Raw genomic sequence first — 24,140 nt, 5'->3', positions numbered from 1 at the left:
TTCTCTTAAGTTGTAAAAAGCAAAGATGCCCGAAGCATCAATTTTTCAAAAGCTTCATTGACTTGATTTACCAATTTATTAGAAAGCAATGGAAACGGCGTAATGTGTGAGTATTTGTAATTCAAATCCCACTCATCTACGCGTATTCCTTTTAATGTTTGTTTGACTTTATCCACAATCGCCACACTATCGTTCTTAAGAACAACGGCTGAAATGCGGCCTTTAAGCGCACTGTAGTAACCCTCACCTCTTTTCTTCAGGTTTCTGGATGAGAGCATATCAACAAATGATTGCCCGAGTGCGGTATGATTAACCACTTCACTTACTTCCTGATGTGTAAGTTCGTCGCTACTATTGTAATATTCATGTAGGCGTTCAAAAGCCTTGCTGTCCATTATGTATTTCGACACGCCTTGCCAATCTTCAAAAACACTACCTCCGCAAAAAATAAACAGACGGCTATTGGCTAATTCTTTTTCACCATGCGCAAGAAATAGTATTTGCGACAAAAAGGAACCAATTGAATAAGCAAAGAAATCCACCGAGGCATCTTTTTTAATGAAATTATGCGTACCGGCTTTTATTGAAGCAACTAAATCTAATAAATCATTAGCAGCCTGGTAACCTGATAACAAGAACCGCTCCGGGTGATTGGTGAGGCGCTCACTCAATGCGACATTAGCCACACTTAAGCTCTTCACCTGCGGCACATATAATTGACGTTCCTTAACAAAGGAGTTCATTTGACGAGGATCGCACCAAGCCTTTGGCGAACGATTCATATGATAGGCTATCGGAAACAAAATAACGGTTTTACCAGTGTAATTAGCCAACTGATACCCCCAAGGCAAATACTTTTCCCAACTGCGCTCATTTAAGCCATGCAACAAAATAATACAGCCTTCAGTTTTTTTACCTCTTGACGGATGAAAAATGGGATAAGTAAAATTAGTATTAGTAACACTATCGATTAATTCAACATCAAATGGAGAAGTTACACCACCCTTAAAAGTGAGTGAAGATTTGGAATGAAACTCATGCGTATAATAACCAAAAGCACTTTCACCAGGAGAGTGTGTGGCAGCTCCTGATGAAAACTGTGCCTTCAGAGTTTGATATAGAAAAAAATAATTCATGGAGTTTCATAAATAGGCGATGTTCCATTGTTCATTTACATCTTCGAATGCAAACAAAGTCAACAATTGAGTACTGTGCAATTTTATGTGATTTGCTCCTCTGTATTGGGCTTAAAACCTGTATTTAGGGGTGAAAGTCATTATATCGGGGTGAATTTTCATCGGCAATATTTACGTCTTCATTTAAAAACAACCCTATCTTTATAATATATTTGAAGTTTTAAGTGCATCTTTATACAGTTATGGATTTAAGTAAAGTATTGCCATCGTTTCTGCTAAAAAAGAAAAACATTGTCAGCCTGATTCTTTTTACGGCTGCCTTTGCATTGGTATTTATTAATATCTATCACCCTTTTAATGTTAGTAACTGGTTTTCTATTTCTAAAACTGAATTATTTTTTTACTCCAGTCTGGTTATTTTAACCGGGGTACTGGTTGTTGTTATCAGCCGGGTTATCATGTATCATTCTGCCAAAAGAGGTAGAAAAATTACTATCGGCAACTATTTAGTTTGGATTGCTATTGAAATAATTAGTATGTCGCTGTTTTATACGCTATACGAATTATTAATACTACATGACACTCGACCTTTTGATGAAGCATTTAAAATTTCGATACAAAACACCGCCTTGGTATTATTAATTCCTTACACAGTTACCTGGTTATATTTTGCATGGATCGATAACAAGGAACAACTGGAAGCTATCTCAGAGGGAAATGCTGAAAAAACAGAAGCCGGAGGGATGGTTTTTTTTAAAGATGAAAAAGGAACCATGCGTTTCTCGATTAAACTAGACGACTTATTATACCTACAAGGTGCTGACAATTATGTAACTATCCATTACTCCGATCATCAGAAACATGAAAAATTTCTTTTGCGTAATACGCTCAAGCAGCTGGAATCGACATTAAAGCCCCTCGACGTTGTTCGTTGCCACCGCTCGTACATGGTTAATTTTCAGAAAGTAAAGCTAATTGAGCGAACCAAAGAAGGTCTGCGCATTAAACTTAACTCTCAACCATCAATTGAAGTTCCGGTTTCAAAAACCTATACAGAAATCATATTCCAATTATTTGGACAAACACATTAAAGACTTTTTTGTCTTATTTTTACTGCAACAATGTTGCATTATAATGCCCGAACATGTATTTTTGCCACTCTAAAAACAGCATTGAAGCTGTTTTTATTTTAATTTTGATAATACATGAAAAATATACTATTAGCACTTATTACTATTGCACTGATTGCTTCATGCAGAACTGAAAAAAGTAATATTTCGAAACCTATCGTATCTGTAAGTATTGCTCCTCAGGAATACTTTATCAAGCAACTAATAGGCGATTCCATTGAAGTTAATGTGATGATTCCGCAGGGGTCTGATCATGCCAGCTATGCGCCAACAGCAGCGCAAATAAAGAAACTATCGAAATCTGTAGCCTATATTCAGATGGGACATCTGGGTTTCGAAGCCACCTGGAACGAACGCCTTAAGGGCGCAAATACACAAATGAAGTGGTATGATTTATCAAAGGGGATTAGCATGATTCAGGGTGAACATCACCATCACCACGATCATGACCATGTTTGCACCGGAGGTATCGATCCACACACCTGGACATCTCCCAAAGAGGTAAAACAAATTACTCGTAATCTTAAAATATATTTGACAGAACTGTTTCCCCAGTATAAAGGCATGATTGCTGCAAATTATGAGCAATTTATGACGCAATTGGATGACATGGATGAACGGCTAAATACGCTTCAGACAAAGCAACCTGGATTAACCTTTATGATATTCCATCCTGCTTATACTTACTTGGCAAGAGCCTATGATTTTGAACAAATCACTATTGAATTTGAAGGTAAAACACCAACGCCAGCCAAACTAAAGTCAACCATTAACCTGGCCAGGCAGAAGCAAATTAAAACCATTTACATTCAGCAGGAATTTGACCAGACCAATGCCAATGTGATTGCGAATGAAATTGGCGCTACTACTGTGCAAGTCAATCCACTATCGGCTAATTGGCAGAAAGAGATGGAACGTTTTATCAGTCATCTTGAAAAACAATAAAAAGATGCAGCCCCTCATTCAACTCAATAATATTTCAGCAGCTTACGACAACAATGTCGTTTTAAGCCATGTCAACCTTGAGGTAAATCCAAGTGATTTTATAGGAATTATTGGACCCAATGGAGGTGGTAAAACAACGTTATTGAAGATTATTCTGAACCTGATTAAACCAATAAGTGGTGAGCTTTTAAAGGCCAAAAGCTTAAATGTTGGTTATCTGCCACAAGTAAATACCATTGACAAACAATTTCCAATAACCATTAAAGATGTGATTCTTTCGGGCAATTACGCCACCAATCAATGGTGGAAAAAACCGGGTAAAGAGCTACAGCATAAGGTAAGTGAACTGCTTGAGTTTATCGGATTGGAAAATAGCCATAACGAATCGATAGGTGAATTATCGGGAGGGCAGATGCAACGCGTGTTTTTGTGTCGTGCATTAATCAGCAATCCTAATTTATTGATACTCGACGAGCCAAACACGTACGTTGACAAATCGTTTGAAGCTAACTTGTACAAGCTCTTGAGTGAACTGAACGATGACATGGCCATCCTTCTTGTGTCTCACGATGTAGGCACCATCTCATCAATGGTTAAAACCATAGCTTGTGTTAACGGCGGCTTACATTACCACCCTTCGAATAAAATAACCAACGAAGTTCTTCAATCATACAACTGTCCTATTGAACTCATCAGTCACGGTCATGTACCACATAGGGTATTAAAGCATCACGATAATGAATGAACTACTTGAACTATTGTCCTTTGGCTTTTTTAGAAATGCACTTATTGCCGCCGTTTTAACCTCGATAATAGCTGGCATTGTTGGTAGTTACATTGTAGCTCGTCGAACCGTTTTTATCAGTGGCGGTATTACACACGCTTCTTTTGGGGGCATGGGAATCGCTTACTTTTTAGGCTTTCCACCTTTTGCGGGTGCGGCAGTCTTTGCAATTTTATCAGCTATTGGCATTGAATGGAGTAGCAATAAAGTTGGTCTCCGCGAAGACAGCTCCATTGCCATTTTATGGTCGTTAGGTATGGCCATCGGGATTCTTTTTGTGTTTTTAACGCCAGGCTACACACCTAATTTAATGGGCTTTTTGTTTGGCGATATCCTTACAGTCAAAGTTTCTGATTTATTGTGGCTGAGCGCCATAGGCCTCATTTGCATTTTACTTATTAAACTATTTTACCCGGTTATTTTAAGCGTTGCTTTCGATAGTGAGTTTGCTTCGGTATCGAAGATGCCTGTACAGACAATAAAGTACGTGAGTGCTATCATTGTAGCCATCTCAATCGTCCTTTCCATAAAAGTGATGGGTATTATTTTAGTGCTGTCATTATTCACTATTCCCGCATCTGCAGCCAATCTATTTGCCAAAGATCTGAAAAAGATGATGTACTTTTCAGTTCTTATAAGCGTGATTGGCAGTGTTACGGGATTACTTGTAGCATATTACCTCGATCTTCCATCAGGGGCAACCATCATTTTTACATTGACAATTCTTTATATGCTCCTGCGTATTAAAAAGCTATTTTAGGTATTAAGAATGGTTGATTGTCCCCTTGAAGTCTTCCACATATCGTATTCAAGCAAAATATTATAAACATCAAAACGCTTAATATTCTCCGGAAGTTGTTCTAAAAAAACTTCGCTAACACCATATAGTTGCAATATATTTTTAAGCGACTTAAATTCTTTGTTTACTTGTAAGCGAGTTAAACCCATTTCACTATTATACAAGTAATAATCGTAGCTGTTAACATGATTAACTCCTCCCCATCCTTCCATACCGGGTATTTCATAGTAAAAAGGCACTAATCTGGTCATTAATACAACCTCATTGCTATAAAGCACATGGAGAAACTGCTCTCTTTCCCGCTCATTTTTTACAATACTCCTATATTGCACGTCAAGGCTAACAAAATGAAAATCGGCAGCTTTAATAGTAAATCCAAACCCTTTTATATCGCCTGGATAATAACACTTCTTACCCAATTCTTTATTGGCAAACCTTACTGAATAATAAAAATGAGATAAATCTGTCCCTAAAAGCAGAATGGCTCTAGACTCCATATTAACATACGGTACATTTATCCGTCCATTAACATTAGTGCCATCCGTTAAAGTAATATAACCATCCACCCATTTGGCAAAGCTTGTAGCTGTTGTCAATAGTAGAAACAGTGCGATAAGAAATAACCTCATAATCGATATTTGTTTTCTAAAAGTACAATAATCAAGGACAAAAGCAATCAAAAAAACTATAGATATACTTGATCAGCGGAAAATAAATTATTATCATTGTGATACTATTTTAATATCACTATGAAACAAGAACTAATAACTAAACCAAGTAACGGATACTTCATGTTGACAGTATTCTTTGTATTGCTTGCAAGTACAATTGCAACAATTGCGATCCAGGAGCTATATATTTTAATTGTAGCTATCCCTTTCATTTTGGCAATTCTCCCAGGCTTTTTCATTGTTAATCCTAATGGTTCGAAAGTGCTGGTGCTATTTGGCGCCTATAAAGGCACCGTTAAAGAAAATGGCTTTTTCTGGGCCAATCCTTTCTACTCTAAACAAGCTATCTCGCTTCGTGCACGTAACTTCGACAGCGACCGTGTTAAGGTGAATGATAAGATTGGTAACCCTATAATGATTAATGTAATTTTAGTATGGAAGGTACAAAATACCTACAAAGCAGCATTTGAAGTTGACCATTACGAAGAATTTGTGCGTGTACAAACAGATGCCGCTGTGCGTAAATTAGCAGGCTCGTATCCGTATGACAACTTTGACGATGCCCAGGCCGAAGTAACACTGCGATCGGGCATGCATGAAGTTAATGAAGCCCTGGAGGCTGAAATAACCGAACGTCTCGCAATTGCAGGCATTGAAGTAACAGAAGCCCGAATTGGCTACCTGGCTTATGCACCAGAAATTGCCAGTTCAATGTTGAAGCGTCAACAAGCCGTTGCAATTGTGGCGGCCCGTAAGAAAATTGTTGAAGGAGCTGTAGGCATGGTTGAGGATGCATTAACTCAACTATCTGAAGATGACATCATTCAATTTGATGAACATCAAAAAGCTTCGATGGTAAGTAATTTAATGGTAGTTTTGTGCGGCGATAAAGAAGCTACACCCGTTATAAACACCGGCACTTTACACAACTAGTTGTATGAGCAAGAAGAAATCATTTGTATTAAGAATTGACCCCGAAACGTTTAGGCAGATTGAGAAGTGGGCTGATGATGAATTCAGAAGCGTCAATGGTCAGCTTGAATGGATGATTCATAAATGCTTAAAAGATGCCCATCGACTAAAAACCATTAAAAAAACAGACGAATCGGGCGATAAAGCCGAATCACAATAAAAAAAGAAAAGCGTTTGAACTATATGCTCAAACGCTTTTTCGTTATTTAGAAATAACACTGTTACTACCTAACGCTTATTGATGAAAAAAGATACTTGCCGGCACCGTCTGTCGTTTAATACCAGGTCCTTCCCATTCGGTTTTTAATTCAATACCATCCGAACATTGGTAAAATCCGATTTCAAAGTGATGATGACCTTTACTTAGCTCAATGCTGCATTTTTGTGCAAATGGGAATGATTTACGTCCATCGCTTTCAAACTGCTCTTCTCCATTAATCTTTAACATACAACCATCATTGGCCGAAATGTAGAAAGTATAAGTTCCTGATTGCGGAATATATATTAAACCATCGTATGCTACTCCAATCCACTCTTGTCGGTCACAAATATCGAGTGTGGGCACCATTACAACACCGGTTTTTGCAGGCATATCTTGTGCATAATCATAAATTGAACGATATATGCCTTCGTAATATTTGAAACGCAGGCCTCTCTTCAACTTCGAACGGCTGATGTTGAGTGCTTGTTCTTTTGTAATATGTCGTGTTACTACATAACCTTCTTCGCAGCCTTCTTTATAAGAACGCATTTTAATCACTGTACTTTCTTTAATAGTAAATGGAGCCTTAAACACAGAACTTTCTCTGTTTGGTTCACTCCCATCAAGTGTATAATGAATACGTGCCTCATCATCGCAGCGCATGTCGACCACAAATTTATCGACAAACACATCAGATGAATTCGTCAGGTAACAATGCGGTGAAGCCTGGTATGTTTTTGCATTTGACAGATGCTGCTGAAACCATGTTTTATTCGGTTTATCACTCATTTGTATTTTTATCACTCCTCCATTAAGCATATCCTGATGTGTGATAAAGCTTTTGTGATAATCGCTTCCGTTTAACTGTATATTTTGAATGTAAACGTTCTCATGCTTATTGTTATCCGCAGCTATTTCAAATGTTTTAGCATTATCAAGATGAATGATAATTTTGTCGAATATCGGCGAGCCGATAGAATAATAAGGCGAGCCAGGATTATCAGGATACAAGCCCATGGCACTCATTACGTACCAGGCCGACATTTGCCCGCAATCTTCGTTACCACAAAGTCCAGCCGGCGAATCATTATATTGAGTTGCCATAATGTGACGCGCCATAAACTGTGTTTTCCACGGTGCTGCAGCATGGTTATACAAATACGCCATATGATGGCTCGGCTCGTTACCATGGGCATACTGCCCAATTAATCCGGTGACATCGGTTCCTTCTTCCAGCTCATAAGCCATATCGGTTTCAAACAGACGATCGAGCCATTTTTCCAGCTCTTTTTGTCCACCTAACAACTCCGTTAAACCAACCACATCGTGCGGCACAAATAAGCTGTATTGGTAGGAGTTACCTTCGGTATAATTATATCCAACAGCCATTGGGTCAAATTCTTTAACCCAGCTATGATCGGCCATTTTACCACGCATAAAACCAGTTGATGGGTCGTAAATATTACGGTAATTCTTTGATCGATTCATAAAATAGTGGTAGTCCGCCTTCTTTCCCAAGGCCTGGGCAACCTGCGCAACGCACCAGTCATTATAGGCATATTCCAATGTTTTCGATACGCCCTGGCTGCTTTTATTGGATGGGACATATCCTAAAGTTCGGTAATCTTTCATTCCGCGCTTATCGAGCATGGCTGTTCGGCGCATTTCGGCGTAAACTTCTTCCAAATCGTAATCACGGATTCCTTTAGCGTAAGCATCAGTAATCAATGAAACGGCATGGTAACCAATCATACAGCGTGTGTCATTGGATGCTAATTCCCACATAGGCAATTCACCATATTCCTTACTTTTCTGCACGAGGCATTTCACGAAATCATTCGTCAACTCGGGCTCAATAATTGTTAACAGCGGATGTAATGTTCGGAAGGTATCCCACAACGAAAAAACAGTGTAGTTGGTAAAGCCTTCAGCCTTGTGTACTTTCCCATCCATACCCCGGTAGCTTCCATCCACATCCTGCGAGAGATTAGGTGTTAACAATGAATGATAAAGAGCGGTGTAAAAATTTCGTTTCTCTTTCAAAGTACCACCTTCAACTTCAATCTTACCCAATTTTTCTTGCCACTCGGCTTTTGCTAAATCATATGCCTGATCAAAGTTAATATCAGTTGCTTCATGTTGTAGGTTAGCAACAGCTCCTTCGGTGCTCACCATCGACAGGGCTACTTTTACTTCCAATTTTTCATCCGCTTGAACCTGAAAATTAATAACCGATTGCAAAGCTTTGCCTTCCACTGATTTTTCACCTTGGATTCGTTTCTGTTCATTATAGATATCAACGGACAAAAAAGGTTTCGAAAACTCAATGGCAAAATATAAACGCTGATCGCCTGCCCAATATTTAGAGCGCCGTTCGCCGACAATGGTTCTATCACCCGTAACTGATAGGCCGGCATTTATTACCGGATCACGATGAATCAAATCGAGCATCATTTGCACAACACCACCTTCATCAAAGGTGTAACGATGATAACCAACTCGTTTACCAGCTGTTAACTCGGCTTTCACTTGATAATCGTCCAGATAAACAGAATAATAACCAGGTTTAGCCACCTCTGAATCGTGAGAGAATATTGAACGATAACCTGTGTGAGGCGCATCACTAGTGCCTGTTTCCAACTTCAATTCGCCCATGATTGGCATCAACAAAACATCTCCATAGTCAGATACGCCAGTTCCTGATAAATGAGTATGACTAAAACCAATGATAGACGAATCGGAGTAATGATAGCCTCCGCAGCCGTCCCATGATTCATCATTACGTGTATCGGGACTTAATTGCACCATGCCGAAAGGCACTTGTGCCCCCGGATAAGTATGTCCATGTGCTCCGGTGCCAATAAACGGATCGACATATTGTGTAAAATCTTTCTTGTTATTGCACGCACTTAATAATACAGTGAGCAATAGTACAGGCCATAATCTTTTCATGACAAATAATTTAAAAATCCCGGCTCGATACCAAAGATATGCAATACGAGCCGGGATCATATAATCCACCTACATTATAATACCTAATCTCAAATTGTCATTAGACGTCGTCATAATGCCAATTCGATGAAGAATATCTAAACATTCCAGCAAAGCTGAAATGTAAGATTATCTATATCGGGATTCCCTCGATACGGCTTTCGCCTGTTGCCATTATGAAATTTTTAAAATTCCTAATGACAAATCTCGGTTAATCATTTTATTTAATCCGCCGCTTCACCCCACAGTTCCAACTCACCAATAACGATACGGCCTTTCTCTTCTATTTCGGCCTTTAATTCAATTTTATGGAACTTATAATACGCTGTATTTTCAAAGGTAAATTCCTCTTTCTGAGCAAACGCAGTAATCCCGGTATCGGCTACTTTGGTTATTTCGGTCCAGGTCGTTCCATCATCAGAACCTGATAAGGTAAATTCATCAGCTGAGAAAACATATTCGATACCAAAAATATTGTTAGAAGCACTTAAGGCTACCTTGGTTACATTGTATTTCTTAGTTGTTTCAAAAGCCAACCAGGTTTCATTTATCCAATTAAAGAACTGAGTATCCTGGTTACCATCGTAAGCATGCTGAGGCAAGCCCCATTCTGGATAAGCTTCTTCGCCAGCTTCTTTAAATGTAACCGTTGGGCTATCTTTTGTGATGTCTACCAAGTTAGACGCAGGAGCCTCGGCATCGCCTTCAGAACCAAACAACTCCAATTCTCCAATCATAATCCGCTTATTATCTCCTTCTTCAATGTCGGCCGCCAGGGTTATTTTATGAAACTTATAATACGCTGTATTTTCAAAAGCAAATTCTTTCCGTTCTTCAAAATTAACGATGTCTGTGTTTTCTACTGCCGTAATCTCGGTCCAGTTCTCACCATCGTTTGAGCCTAACAATACAAATTCATCGGGTGTAAAAACATAATCAATACCTAATAGGTTGGCTGTTGCCGTAATAGCAACTTTAGTCACTTTATAGCTATTAGCAGTTTCAAAGGTATACCAGGTTGTGTTATTCATGTTGAAAAATGATGTACCCGGATCATTGTCATATGCAGCCTCTGGCAATCCCCAATCAAAGAAATCAAACTCTTCGGCCTGATACGTAACAGTAGGTTTTTGGTTTGTTAAATCAATCAATGATTCAGGCGTTTCATCTTCACCAAAATCAACGTCTTCGCCTGCACGCATACGGCGTAATAACTCATCAATCTCTTCGATTTCTCCAGTGGCCAGATCACTTTGGTATTCATCCCACAATGCCTGAACCGATTGACCTGTGATTTGCTTTGTTGCCGCATTCCACGACCATGGATTAATGGTTTTAGCCGTATGATTAAATTCATTTAAGAAATTTTGATTCTTAGAGTGCAACCAATCGATAAAGAAACCAGAGGTTTTATATCCATCGTTCCAATGACCGCCGGCGTTACGATCGCCAGTTGTTAAGTAACCGCTGACGTAGCGCACATAATCAGCCATTCCTTCGATAAAACCATAAAAATCGTCCCCTTGCTGATAATTTCCGGCTCCTTGCGGCGAAAACTGATAACCGTGTGTTACCTCATGGTACAGTACACCTTTCACTTCATCCAGCAGTTGCTCATTTGTCATGCCTTTATCTTTGCAACTTTGCAAATAGGTCGCACTAAAAAAGATATTGATATGAGGAGCCTGACCACCTTTTGCCGAAATTCCGTCGTTATCTTCAACGGTGTAATCAATGATTTCGAGTACATCCATTTCATCAGGGCATACAAATAACCAGCGAGCTACATCGAAACATGCGGTGTGTATTAATTTCTCAGGATCTGGAACAACTTGACTGTATAGACTTTTGTCAGCCGCTGTATTTTTGAAGTTAATAGCCGGTAGCACCATGTCTTTCCAGCATTCTTCACCAAATACTGTAATAAAACCTTCCTGTACCAAAGCATTTTGCTTGGCACCATCTTTTACCGTTAGCGAAACTTTATATGTTCCAGGCGTAGAATATGTTACCAACGGATTTTCATCAGAACTGGTTGATGGATCACCACCTTCAAAGTTCCATTCTAACTTTGTTGCACCAATAGAAGAACTCGTAAACTGCACTTGTTCACTTATTAAAACACGGCTTTTATCAGCCGAAAATTTTGCCTGAAGTGGTGTTTGCAAATGGTCAATGTTGAACTCTGCTTCTTCCTGACACGATACCAGCAACACAAGGGCTGCTATTATCGAATAAATAATTGATTTTTTCATTTTACTTGTGATTTACGATTTGATTAATTAGTTGATTCATTTATTAGGTAAGTCTGATATTCGTTCCACAAATCCTCTACCGAGGCCGACAAAATATCCTGACAAGCCGCTTCCCACGACCAGGGCACGATGGTTTTGGCGCTCAGATTGAGTTGATAAGCAAAGTCCTTATCTTTGGTACACAACCAGTCGATAAAAAAAGCAGTGGTTTTATAGCCATCGTTCCAATGACCACCTGGTTTGCGGTAATCGTAACTTGAATAACCAGCATTTAAACGCACATAATCGGCTATCCCTTCAATGACACCGAAATAATCAGCTCCTTTTTGGTAGCCACCAGCTCCTTTGGGCGAATATTGATAGCCGTGTGCTAATTCGTGGTACAGCACACCAACAATTTCGGCTACAAGTTCTTCATCGCTTAAAATGCCTTTTTTTTGTTGTAAATAACTGGAACTAAAAAAGATATTAATATGAGGTGCATTACCGCCTTTGGCTGAAATGGTTTCAATGTCCTCAATTGAATAATCCAATATTCTTAACACATCCACTTCATCAACACTGCGGTATAAAATACGACAGACATCAAGACACACTTGATTGATTAGTTCAATTGGCTTTGGCACCAATTCAGTATATAAATCACCATTACCGCCCAGTGTTTTATTAACGAAGTTGATGCGTGGATACTGAAAATATTCCCAACCTCCAATGCGTTTAACTGTGATATAATCTTCAATGCTGATGGTATCTGAATAGCCATTGTTGCTGGCAATCAGCTTAACAGGATACCTGCCAAACGATGTGTATTCCACGATTGGATTTTTCTCGGTACTGGTCGATGGAGTTCCACCTTCGAAATGCCATAAATAATCTTCTCCCTGCTCAGATGAATTTTTAAATTGCACAAGGCCTTCATCAAAAAACGCCACTTTATTAGCTTCAAATTGTGCAATTGGTCGCTCATCTTTAGCATCCCAGTAGCCTTTCAACTCAATCTCCGACAATTGCAAAATCTCATGATCTTCTGTCGACAAAGTCAAACGATACGTTTCGAATTCGGCATCAGTCAATACATCGAACTCACGTGTTTGATTTCTTCCTTCAAACACGATGTTATTTTGAGAATCTAACAAGGTCCATGTATTACCATCTTGACTCCCTTCCAACTTCCAGCTTTGCGGATCACGTTTTGGCTCATCGTTGCCAGAAACCAAGGTGTAGCCCGTCAGTTGTGAACGCTTGATGGGGTGAATGGTAATAGTTACGGAATGATTAAACGTTAAAAATTTCGAATAAATATCACCATCCACCAACTTAGTCGCTTCCTCCCCAACCGGCGAATCTTCACTATTGGATTCTATCGAACACTTATACTTTGTTAGCTTAACCTCCTTCTGTGGTTTGCTCGAACAAGACATAAGCAGGGCTGTACAGACCAATATATGGCCTGTATATTTCAATAATTTCATTGTCTTAATAAATTAGATTTAAGATGTAAGTATCAAGACACAAAGCTGATTTACATCTCGAATAAAATACAATTGCTCTTAGCTTTAATTGTTAGAGTAGGGTTCAGATACGTCACCAACACCCCACTTTTTATTAGGACGACTGCCCATTTTAAAAATCAGTTCACCGCCATTAACAATATCGCTATGCCTGATGTAGTTTTTACCATACGGTTGACCGTTAAGTGTTACCGACTGGATGTATATGTTCTTCTTCGATGCTTTTTTAGCCTTAATCGTAAACTGCTTACCATTTTCAAGCTTAAGAACGGCTTCATTTAGCGATGGTGAACCAATGACATATTCGCCCGAACCCGGGCAAACCGGATAAAAGCCCATGGATGAGAAAATATACCAGGCCGACATCTGACCACAATCATCGTTACCACACAAACCATCTGGTTTATTCAGGTATTTGGTGTTCATGATTTCATGGATGCGCTCTGCCGTTTTCCAGGGCTTACCTGCCCAGTTGTACATGTAAGCAACATGATGACTAGGTTCGTTTCCATGCACATAACCTCCCATTATACCTTCGCGGGTAATGTCTTCGGTATGCTCAAAATATGCATCCGGAATATGCATCGTGAATAAAGAATCAAGGTGCTCAGCAAAACGCTCTTTACCACCCATTTCGTTGATTAATCCACCCACATTCTGAGGCACATACAAAGAGTAGTTCCACGAGTTACCTTCAATAAAACCAGCTCCATGTGTATCTAATGCGTCAAAATTTGGTAAGAAGTCGCCATTCTTATCTTTTGGGCGAACGTAACCAGTCTGGCCGTCAAATAAGTTGCGCCAATACTCCGAACGCTTTAAATACTCTTCTGCCACATCATTTTTACCCATGGCTTTAGCTAATTGAGCAATCGCATAATCGTCGTAAGCATATTCTAAAGTGATGGATGCCCCATAATGGCTGGTTTCGTAGGGCACATAACCATATTGTTTGTATTCGCCAATGCCTTCGTAACGATCGTAGTTGGCGCTTGAGATACACGCTTCTAATGCTTTATCTGCATCAAAGCCTTTAATACCATTTACATAAGCATCGGCAATAACAGGCACCGCATGGTAACCAATCATACACCAGTTCTCGTTTCCATAATGGCTCCATATCGGTAAAATCTTATGCACACTTTGCTCGTAATGCGCCAACATTGAGTTCACCATATCAGACGAACGTTTGGGTTGAATCAAAGTTAACAAAGGGTGCTGTGCCCGATAAGTATCCCACAATGAGAAAATCGTGTAGTTGGTGAAACCTTCTGCCTGATGAATGTTATGATCCAAGCCACGGTATTGACCATCTACATCCATATATTCGCTCGGATGAATAAACGAATGATACATTGAAGTATAGAAAGCGGTTTTCTTTTCGTCCGGCGCATCAATTTTAATCCGGCTCAACTCCTTTTGCCACAATGCTTTGACGTCATTACGTGTACGATCAAAATCAAAATGCGGCACTTCGGCAAGCATATTTTTCAAAGCACCTTCGGTACTCACTGCCGACAGGGCAAACTTCACTTTTATTTGCTCACCTTCTTCGGTATCAAAATCGAAATTAGCCGTTAAGGCTTTACCCGCCATCTCCGGGAAGTTATCCGTCTGATCAAATTTACGCCAGAAACCGTTATACTTTACTTTCTCATCGTTGCTACAACCATAGGTTTTAAATGGCTTTGAAAAGCTCATGGCAAAATACTGATAATTGGTACGTGCCCAGCCTCGGGTAATACGGTAACCGGTGACCAACGTATCATTTTCCACACGTATCGTCGACCACAACACTTTTCCATCGTAGTTGTAAATACCGTGTGTTAAATCCAGGATGATGTGAGACTCATCCGACTTTGGAAAGGTGTACTGATGAAAACCAACGCGCTGCGTTGCCGTTAACTCAGCTTTTATATTGTAATCATCCAGCTCCACTGCGTAATAACCCGGCTCGGCTTTCTCTGTTTTTTTACGAAACATGGAACGATAACCTCTTGACGTATTATCTATTGTACCAGGATTGTGTTGCACTTTACCAACCGTTGGCATCACCAAAAAGTCGCCTAAATCAGAATGCCCGGTACCACTAAAATGTGTGTGGGCAAAACCCACTATTGATTGATCGGTATACTGATAACCTGCGCAGTAGCGATATACTTCTTTATTATACTTGCCTTCGTTAAAAAACTGCACACTATCGGTTTCAGGACTTAGCTGCACAATTCCAAAAGGTGCACAGGCACCAGGAAAAACGTGTCCCATTTCCTGTGTTCCGATAAAAGGGTCGACGTATTGCGTTACATCTTCCTGCTGTGCTTTCAACATTATCACTTGCATTAATAAGAGACCAATTACTAATATTTTCTTCATAATCATTAATTTAAAAACTAAGAGATTCACCAGCAGGACATCCATCCTGCCGATGAAATATCTATCTTAGAACCGGAGTATCTGACATGGATGGAGGATAGCTTTCCTCAGAAGAAGCCCAATTTTTATTCGGCTCACTTCCCAACACAAATTCTATGTTCGCTCCATTTTTAATATCATCGTACGAGAACCAACTCTTCTCCCAATTTACACCATTAATTTTAACTGATTGAATATAAATATTTTCATCAGAAAAATTCTTAGTCAATATATTCAACTCCTTGCCGTTGCTCATGGTCATTTTAACCGATGGAACAGCGGGTGACGTGATAATATACTCGTCGCTACCCGGACAAACCGGATAGAAACCCATAGCGTTGAATATGTACCAGGCACTCATCTGTCCGCAATCGTCGTTACCACACAACGACCCCGGCTCATTGCCATATTGGGTTTCAATAATATGACGCGTTAACTGCTGTGTTTTCCATGGCTGTCCAACCCAGGCATACAAGTGCGTCACATGATGACTTGGCTCATTACCGTGCCAATACTCACCAATACGCCCGTGAATATCGTCCACCCCTTTGTAATCTTTTCCACTGCTATAGGCAAAAACCGAATCCAATTTAGTTGCCATTGCTTCTTTGGTGCCGTACAAGTCGCGTAAGCCTTTTACATCGTGCGGAACGGTCCAGGTATATTGCCAGGTGGTGCCTTCGGTGAAAGCACCTAAATGTTCAAAATGATGGGTATCGAAATCAGCCTTCCATTGCCCTTTGCTATCTTTAGGTCGCATCCAGCCAATTTCCTTATCGAATAGATTCTTATAGGCCAAAGCTCGTTTGGTAAAGCGATTGTAGTCCACCTCTTTACCCAGAGCCTTAGCAAAACGGGCGATGCAATAATCATCGTAAGCGTACTCCAATGTTTTGGAAACTGATTCGTTCTCCAAATCGTAAGGCACATAGCCCAATTGCTCATATTCTGCCGTTGCATCGTACTCAGGATGTGTCGCTGAATTGACACAGGCTTCGTAAGCCAGCACCCAGTCTACTCCCTCTACACCTTTGAAATAAGCATCGACAATAACCGGCACGGCATGATAGCCAATCATACACCAGGTTTCATTATTCCAAAACGACCAAATAGGCAATAACTTGTCAGGACTTTGCTGATAATGTGCCAACATTGAGTTTATCATGTTTGCATTTCTATGAGCCTGTGTTAGACAAAACAAGGGATGCGTGGCACGATAGGTATCCCAGAGTGAAAATACAGTGTAATTATCAAAATCCTTGCACTCGTGAATGTTTTGGTCGAGCCCGCGATAGCTTCTGTCTGTATCAAAATACGTAGTTGGTGACATAAATGCGTGGTAAGCAGCTGTGTAGAAAGTCTCTTTCTGCTGCTGCGCACCTTCCACATCAAATTTGGCCAATTCAGTATTCCAGAGGTTTTTACTCTCCATAACATACTTCTCGAAGCCCCAATCCGGCATCTCCGTCTGCAAATTAGTCATAGCATTATCGGTGCTGATAGGCGAAATACCTACTTTAACTGATATCTGCTCTTTATCAGCAGTTTTGTAATCAGCAACAAATTGAATATCTGGCCCGGCTGCTTCTTTGCTGCTTCGAAAACGATACGTTTTATACGAATCGTACTTCACCTCTTTGCCATTAGAGAAAATGCGCGTTCCATCAAATGGTCGTGAAAACTCCGCCGCAAAATACACATAGCGTTCTTTGGCCCAACCTTTTACCTGGTGCATCCCAACAATGGTATTTTCGTTTAACACACGCACATTGGACCATACCACATCGAAACGCAGCACATGACTCAAATCCAACACCACATGCGCACTGTCCGAAGCCGGAAAAGTATAGCGCATCATACCTGCACGATTCGTAGAGGTCAATTCAGCTTGCACCTGATAATCATCTAACACCACAGAGTAATAGCCCACTTCGGCTCGCTCCTCATCGTGTGAGAACTTTGACAGATAACCAGGTTCAGTAAAATCCTTCTTACCCGAACGAATATGCGTGGTTCCAACAGTGGGCATAAACAGAATATCACCCATATCAGGAATACCAGTCCCATGAAGGTGCGTCATCGAGAAGCCATAGATGGTGCTATCGGAATACTCGTAGCCCGAAGCTGCCCCCCACAACCATTTCTCGGTGTCGGGACTAAGCTGAACCATCCCAAACGGCACTTGAGGTCCGGGATAAGTATTGCCTTCGCCCAATGTTCCAACTAAAGGCTTGACATATTGCGTATAGTCCTTTGATGATGTATGCTCATTTTGCTTTGTAGCAGTGGAGCAAGCCACCAACGAAAAGACCATTACTGCAATGATATATAACTTGTTTTGTCGCATAAAGAAACAATACTATGAATTGTGAAGAAATCCGGCTACACCATACAAATCAGAAAATAGGTGCTAACACACTGGTGCAGCCGGATGTTCATTAAAACAATTCTGGAAAAACTGTTAATTGGATAAGTTAGGGTTATTATCAGTAGCCGTTAATGGATATGGGAATACCTCTTTGCCACTTGTTGGCTCTTTATCCCACCACGCTTCGCCAAATTTGCCAAAGCGAACCAAGTCCTGACGACGGTGTCCTTCAAAAGAAAATTCACGTCCTCTTTCAGCCAGGAATTCATCCAATGTTAATGTTGATTCGGTATAGTTATGATCGGCATTACCAAAGGCACGTTCACGCACTTTGTTTACGATTGGCAAAGCATCTGCTGTTTTTCCAAGTCTCACAAAGGCTTCAGCTTTCATCATCAAAGCATCGGTATAGCGGAAGATGACGTAATCATTATTTAAACCAAAAGCCTCACCAATGACCACTTCGTACTTAACACTTCTCGCACCTTCATCCTCACGCGAATTGGTCATGCTTGTAATATCAACAGTCAGCACTAAAGGCTCATCTTTAGCTTCTTCCTGACCTAACAATGGGTTGCCTTCCTGGTCAAACTGCGGCCCAACCAGGAATTGCTCCAAGCGCGTATCGGCCGCGTCAAACGAGCGGTAGTGATCAGGCTGAACAACGATACCATTCCATGGCTTATACTGTAGATTAAAACCTTGCTGATGACTATAATGCATCATGAAAGCATGATGATAAAAACCACCAATCTTGTTTTCTTCAAAAGGAACCACAAAAATATTTTCGTCACAGTTCTCATTTCTGGCTTTAAAAGGCTCTTTCCAGTCGGCTACCATTGAATGGCCTTTAATTTTATCAACTTCGTTGATACAGTCTTGCCAACGGGCTGTTCCTGTATATACTTCGCTATTAAGATATACTTTGGCCAATAACATGTGCGCAGCCGCCTGATTAAAATGCCCATAAGCAGAAGCATCGCCTCTGACAGGTAAATCATTGATAACCGCAGTTATTTCATCTTCGATAAACTGGATGACTTCTGTTGCAGTCAATGGTGCTGGCGAACGAGGTTCTCCCACCTTCGTTACAACCGGTACATTGCGGAAGTTATCCACCAATAAGTAATAATGGAAGGCACGTAAAGCGCGCATTTCAGCTTTCATCTGTTCAATAGGCACTGGCAGGTTCATGTTCGACACATCAACATCTTCGATGTTGTTTAAGAACTCGTTACAGTAACCAATGGCCTGATACGTATTATTCCATGCCCCTTTAATCTCATGATGTTCAGGTGTCCAGGTGTGATAGTGCAATTGCTGCCACTTACCACCGTCGTATCCATGCTTACCTTTCTGAGGCCAGGCAGCACAGTCGGAGCTTAGCTCACCACAAATCCAGTGCGCTAATGATGATGTAACATACAAACGAGTATATGGCTTCAGATAATTAGCGGTTACCTCTTCGGCCGAGCTATAAAACGTTTTTGTTGTTGTATCTGAAAAAACTTCCTCTTCTAAATTGGTACAACTTGCTATACCAACAAGCAACAACAACACAGCAAAAGAGTTATATATTTTATTCTTTATCATTGTATTAACTTTTAGAATTTAACATTAAGACCAACAGTATATGTTGTTGTTCGAGGATAGAAACCACGCTGGTCAACACCTGCCAAGGCTCCCAATTCCAGTTCAGGATCCAATCCGGAATAGTTTGTGAATGTAGCCACGTTAAGCGCTGAGAAGTATACACGCGTGTAATCCAACCCGAATAACCACTTTTTAGGTAATGTGTAGCCTACTGTGATGTTATCTAATTTTAAGTAATCTCCTTTTTCAAGGTAATAATCTGAATACTGCGGATCGGCATTAACCGGTGAACTACTTGCCGATACCAACATATTACCCGGATACCATAAAGGATTACCGTAATACATCTTGTTCACATTCAGAATATCAAAACCAAATGCTCCTCGGAAGTTCATCGAGAAATCGAAGCCTTTCACATTCACATAAGGACTAAACGACAGGTTATATTTCGGGTTACCGTTTCCTAAGAAAGTGCGGTCGGCATCGGTAATGCCTTCTTCACCATCAAAATCTTCGAAAATCCACTGACCATCTTCAGTCAATCCTTTGTATTTATAACCATAGAATGAACCAATTGGGTGTCCTTCTTCGTAACGGAAGATGGTACCTAACTGACCTGGTGCCGGTAAATCTTCGTAATTCACCGCTTGAAATTGGAAAGTAGCATCCGAAAGACTCACTAACTCATTTTCGTTATATGAGAAAGTGGCATCTAATCCAACATTCCAAACGCCATTATCAATAATCTTGGTGTTTAAGGCTAATTCAACACCCTGGTTGGTAATCTCTCCAATATTTGAAAGCACCTTGTCATGAATCATTGGAGGCACTTGAGCAACAAGCTCCCACAATAAATCATTCGTTTTTCGCTGATAAGCATCAACCGACCCACTCAGGCGATTATTAAAGAAGCCAAAGTCAATACCAATATTAGTTTCCTTTTTGGTCTCCCACTTTAAGTATGGATTAGGATTACTTGTTGAACCATAGGAATTCAAATATTGACCATTCAAGATATACATTCCTCCAGCTCCCATACGTGGAATAGACTGGTAAGGATTGCTCACAATGTTTCCTGTAACACCATAACCAACACGTAGCTTCAACTCATTTAACCAATCTGTATCACTTAAGAAGTCCTCTTCAACAATTCTCCATCCTGCAGAAACAGCCGGGAAAGTAGCCCACTTATTGTTTTCTCCAAATTTAGATGAACCTTCGCGACGCACAGTAGCTGAAAATAAGTATTTGCTTTCGTATGAATACGTAAAACGGCCGAAGAAAGCAATTAGCTTTTCAGTTTGCTTGTAGCTATCCATGCCTGCTTTGCCTTCGGCTAAACCACCACCAGCGCCTAAATCATGGTATTCCTGTGCATTACTGATAAAATCTTTGTTCTCAGCCCAGAATTCTTCATATGACCGATCTTCGTAACTATAACCACCTAACAAGGTGAACACATGATTGTTAAATACTTTTTTATAGTTAGCTGTTCCTTCAAACATTTTCTTGTAACGGTGCCATGTTTTTTGCTTGGCACGACCAAGGTAGCCGCCAAAGCTAGAACTCTGAGAATTTATCTCATCATATTCATGCTCCAATAAATCACGCACATCTAAGGCGCCAAAGCCACTCAAGGTGAAGTTGTCAAACACTTCGAAATCAGCTCTTAAACTCATCTGGCTGTTCTTTTCTTTTCCGCCTCGACGCTCCTGATCTAGTTTTGCAACCGGATTGAACTCACCGTATCCTCCTGGCTGCCAATAGGTACCATCTTCATTTTTGACAGGTTGAGTTGGATTCAGAATAGCTGCCATATCAAATGCTGAATAAGAGGTATAATCTTTATTCATAATGGTTGACGACATGTTTAACTGAACTTTCAAGCGGTCGTTATAGCCTTTATGAGTTAAATTAATACGCCCGTTTAAGTACTCCTGACCTGTGTTTTTTACAATCCCTTCCAGGTTGCGGTAGTTTACCGAGGCACGATAACTCAACTTTTGGTTACCACCTGAAAAAGAAACATTATGAACGTGTGATATATTCTTACGGATAATTTCCTCTGACCAGTTGGTGTTAGCGCCACCATCAACATAGTTAATACCTGTCGCATCACCATAAGCTCGGTATTCATCAGCCGATAACACATCAGGTAAAGCAACGGCATCTTCCGTAGACACATAACCTGAGTACTCCACTTTTAAATCGCCTGTTGAACCCTTTTTAGTGGTGATGATGATGACACCATTTGTACCGCGTGTTCCATAAATGGCAGCCGCAGAACCATCGCGAAGCACATCCATGCTTTCAATATCTTCGGGTGCGACCGAGCTAATATCACCACCAGTAATACCATCGATGATAATTAAAGGATCGCTGGAAGCATTAAGTGATGAAGTACCACGCAGACGTACGCGAGGACTGGCATTAGGATCGGTACCGGCAGTACGCACAATTTGCAAACCTGCCACTTTACCTTCGATTGACTGCAATGCATTGGTTGCAAAACCTTTATTGAAGTTATCGGCTGTTACCTTGGCAATTGAACTGGTTACTTCGGTCTTCTTCTGAATACCATAACCAACGGCTACCACTTCTTTTAAGCCAATTGACTCTTCAACCATGGTAATATTAATGGTTGAACGGCCAGCTACATTAATATCCTGAGATTGGAATCCAATAAAAGAGAAGCTAAGCACAGCATCTTCGGAGCTGACTTCAATCTTGTAATTTCCATCGATGCCAGTGATAACGCCGTTTGTAGAATTAGCTTGTTCAAACACATTAACACCTGGTAAAGGTTCGCCCTTATCATCGGTTACCAAACCTTCTACAAGAATTTGTTGCTGCGCCTGTTCGTCTAATCGATTGTCTGCCTGACCAGCGCTTTTATTTACCGGATAGATTATCACATTATTGTCCACCACGCGGTAATCCAAACCCGTTTGGTTTAAAACAATCTGCAATACTTCAGACACTTCTTTATTGGTCGCCTGAATGGACACCTGGCTGTTATCGTTCACCAAGTCGTTGTTATAAATAAAGTTAAGGTCACTTTGTTCCTTAATCACTTCCAATGCTTCCTTCAGACTAGCTTGCTTAAGGTCAACATTCACCTTCACTGATTGAGCTTCGGTAATAGCCGAAACCTGAAGGCCGAAAAAAATCATCAATACTAAGGTCAATCTCATGACTTTCCAAAATTTACCGTAGGAATTGCCTAAACACAATCCTTCCCGGAACGGTTTTTTTTTCATAAATTTGAATCGTTTACTTGTTAAACAAAAAATTGAAATCTAATTTTTGAGGAGATGTTGGCGCATCTCCTTTTTCTTTTATCAATAAGCTGATTTATTTTGTTATTACTATATATTCTGCTGTTGCTTCAAATGTAAAAGGTCGGGCTGCCGACAAATAGCCAAGCAATTCAAATAGTTGTGCATCACTAAAATCACCCGAAAAACGATAATTCTTCACCTCATCATTCATTATAACCACCTTGACACCAAACTTACGTTCGAGCATAACAGCTACTTCAGATAAGGTATTATTATACAAAGTTATTTGTCCATGTTTCCATTTACCGGTTTGGCCTTCTCTTAAACTATGAACATCCATATGACCACTGTTCTTGTTTAAAATAGCCTCTTGGCCCGGATTTAAAAAAACAGGTTGCAATTGATTAAAATCTCCGTCGAGCCGCACTTTTCCTTCATCCAGAATCGTTTTTATTTCGGCATCCTCAGGGTAGGCTTTAAGGTTAAACTCCGTACCCAAAACACTCAATGTCAGATGTGAAGTTGAAATTTCAAAAGGTTTCTTTTCATCTCTTGTCACATCAAAATAGGCCTCACCTAATAAAACGACCTGGCGCTTATCGCCATCAAATCCTTCCTGAATAACTAACGTAGAGCCAGAATTTAGTTTCACTGTCGTACCATCGGGCAATACAATATCTTTTACCTCACCCAATGCTGTGGCATATTGTACCATTTCAGATGATGCTCCCAACTGACTAATGTTGTAAAATAACGACAGGCCTAAGCTGATAACCAGCACCGCAACTGCGGCATACCAAATATTCATAGACTTGTTCTTAGCCGGCATCTGACTGATTTTCTGCATGGTTCGACTAACAACACGATGCTTATGTTCTTGCTTTTCTTTAGGATGATAGTGTTCCCAGAAAGTCGTTAAATAGCCCGTTGTTTGACTATTGACTTCCTCTCTCGAAGCGTTTTTGGAAGTAGATTCCACATCCGCTTTTTCACCGCTCAATTGACGAGCTAAAAATTTATATTTTTCTTCGATTACATCCATGTATTATCTGCTTTCATACATATGACGCAAAGAAGGAGAAAATCCCCA

At 40.3% G+C, this 24,140-nt stretch carries 16 protein-coding genes; 6 read left to right on the top strand and 10 right to left on the bottom strand.

Annotation, left to right across the window (positions count from 1 at the left end; translation table 11 throughout):
* Positions 1-5: 5 nt before the first annotated feature.
* Positions 6-1,136 (bottom strand): DUF6051 family protein, encoded by a 1,131-nt coding sequence (locus tag J1N10_RS02225; protein ID WP_262325045.1) that lies wholly within the window; start codon positions 1,134-1,136, stop codon positions 6-8.
* A 242-nt stretch (positions 1,137-1,378) separates the two neighbouring features.
* On the opposite strand from J1N10_RS02225, the gene J1N10_RS02220 reads away from it, so the two are divergent.
* The 4 genes from J1N10_RS02220 (at position 1,379) to J1N10_RS02205 (ending at position 4,755) form a co-directional block, all read left to right on the top strand.
* Positions 1,379-2,227, top strand: coding sequence for a LytR/AlgR family response regulator transcription factor (locus J1N10_RS02220; RefSeq protein WP_262325044.1), 849 nt, complete (start codon positions 1,379-1,381; stop codon positions 2,225-2,227).
* A 114-nt stretch (positions 2,228-2,341) separates the two neighbouring features.
* Positions 2,342-3,211: a metal ABC transporter solute-binding protein, Zn/Mn family gene (locus tag J1N10_RS02215; protein WP_262325043.1), complete on the top strand. Its 870-nt coding sequence runs from the start codon at positions 2,342-2,344 to the stop codon at positions 3,209-3,211.
* A 4-nt stretch (positions 3,212-3,215) separates the two neighbouring features.
* Positions 3,216-3,956, top strand: a complete 741-nt coding sequence (locus J1N10_RS02210; RefSeq protein WP_262325042.1) for a metal ABC transporter ATP-binding protein — start codon at positions 3,216-3,218, stop codon at positions 3,954-3,956.
* Positions 3,949-4,755, top strand: coding sequence for a metal ABC transporter permease (locus tag J1N10_RS02205; protein WP_262325041.1), 807 nt, complete (start codon positions 3,949-3,951; stop codon positions 4,753-4,755). Before J1N10_RS02210 ends, J1N10_RS02205 begins: the two co-directional genes overlap by 8 nt.
* Here J1N10_RS02205 and J1N10_RS02200 read toward each other — a convergent pair.
* Entirely contained in the window at positions 4,752-5,423 is a 672-nt protein-coding gene (locus J1N10_RS02200; RefSeq protein WP_262325040.1) for a hypothetical protein, read from the bottom strand. The genes J1N10_RS02205 and J1N10_RS02200 overlap by 4 nt on opposite strands.
* A gap of 120 nt (positions 5,424-5,543) precedes the next feature.
* On the opposite strand from J1N10_RS02200, the gene J1N10_RS02195 reads away from it, so the two are divergent.
* Both J1N10_RS02195 and J1N10_RS02190 read left to right on the top strand, forming a co-directional pair.
* Positions 5,544-6,398 (top strand): SPFH domain-containing protein, encoded by an 855-nt coding sequence (locus J1N10_RS02195; protein WP_262325039.1) that lies wholly within the window; start codon positions 5,544-5,546, stop codon positions 6,396-6,398.
* A gap of 4 nt (positions 6,399-6,402) precedes the next feature.
* A complete protein-coding gene (locus J1N10_RS02190) occupies positions 6,403-6,597 on the top strand; it encodes a type II toxin-antitoxin system antitoxin (RefSeq protein WP_262325038.1) in 195 nt (64 codons plus the stop codon).
* Between the two features lie 75 nt (positions 6,598-6,672).
* Here the strand turns inward: J1N10_RS02190 and J1N10_RS02185 are convergent, their stop codons facing one another.
* The 8 genes from J1N10_RS02185 to J1N10_RS02150 all read right to left on the bottom strand — a co-directional run bounded on the left by J1N10_RS02185 (position 6,673) and on the right by J1N10_RS02150 (position 24,092).
* Positions 6,673-9,591 carry a GH92 family glycosyl hydrolase gene (locus tag J1N10_RS02185; protein WP_262325037.1) on the bottom strand — a complete coding sequence of 973 codons (2,919 nt, stop codon included), beginning with the start codon at positions 9,589-9,591 and terminating at the stop codon, positions 6,673-6,675.
* Between the two features lie 263 nt (positions 9,592-9,854).
* The gene (locus J1N10_RS02180) at positions 9,855-11,885 is read right to left on the bottom strand and encodes a basic secretory protein-like protein (protein WP_262325036.1); all 2,031 of its coding nucleotides are present in this window, start codon (positions 11,883-11,885) and stop codon (positions 9,855-9,857) included.
* Between the two features lie 23 nt (positions 11,886-11,908).
* A complete protein-coding gene (locus J1N10_RS02175; protein ID WP_262325035.1) occupies positions 11,909-13,357 on the bottom strand; it encodes a basic secretory protein-like protein in 1,449 nt (482 codons plus the stop codon).
* 84 nt (positions 13,358-13,441) lie between these two features.
* A complete protein-coding gene (locus J1N10_RS02170) occupies positions 13,442-15,769 on the bottom strand; it encodes a GH92 family glycosyl hydrolase (RefSeq protein WP_262325034.1) in 2,328 nt (775 codons plus the stop codon).
* A 61-nt stretch (positions 15,770-15,830) separates the two neighbouring features.
* Positions 15,831-18,155, bottom strand: coding sequence for a GH92 family glycosyl hydrolase (locus J1N10_RS02165; RefSeq protein ID WP_262325033.1), 2,325 nt, complete (start codon positions 18,153-18,155; stop codon positions 15,831-15,833).
* A 114-nt stretch (positions 18,156-18,269) separates the two neighbouring features.
* On the bottom strand, positions 18,270-19,769 hold the full coding sequence (locus J1N10_RS02160) for a RagB/SusD family nutrient uptake outer membrane protein (protein WP_262325032.1): 1,500 nt from the start codon (positions 19,767-19,769) through the stop codon (positions 18,270-18,272).
* A gap of 11 nt (positions 19,770-19,780) precedes the next feature.
* On the bottom strand, positions 19,781-22,963 hold the full coding sequence (locus J1N10_RS02155) for a TonB-dependent receptor (RefSeq protein ID WP_262325031.1): 3,183 nt from the start codon (positions 22,961-22,963) through the stop codon (positions 19,781-19,783).
* A 160-nt stretch (positions 22,964-23,123) separates the two neighbouring features.
* A complete protein-coding gene (locus J1N10_RS02150) occupies positions 23,124-24,092 on the bottom strand; it encodes a FecR family protein (RefSeq protein ID WP_262325030.1) in 969 nt (322 codons plus the stop codon).
* Positions 24,093-24,140: the final 48 nt, after the last annotated feature.

The sequence above is a fragment of the Carboxylicivirga litoralis genome (assembly GCF_025499605.1).
GTDB lineage: Bacteria > Bacteroidota > Bacteroidia > Bacteroidales > Marinilabiliaceae > Carboxylicivirga > Carboxylicivirga litoralis.
The sequence above is the reverse complement of the archived record's forward strand: the minus strand, read 5'-3'. Positions and strand labels throughout refer to the sequence as shown.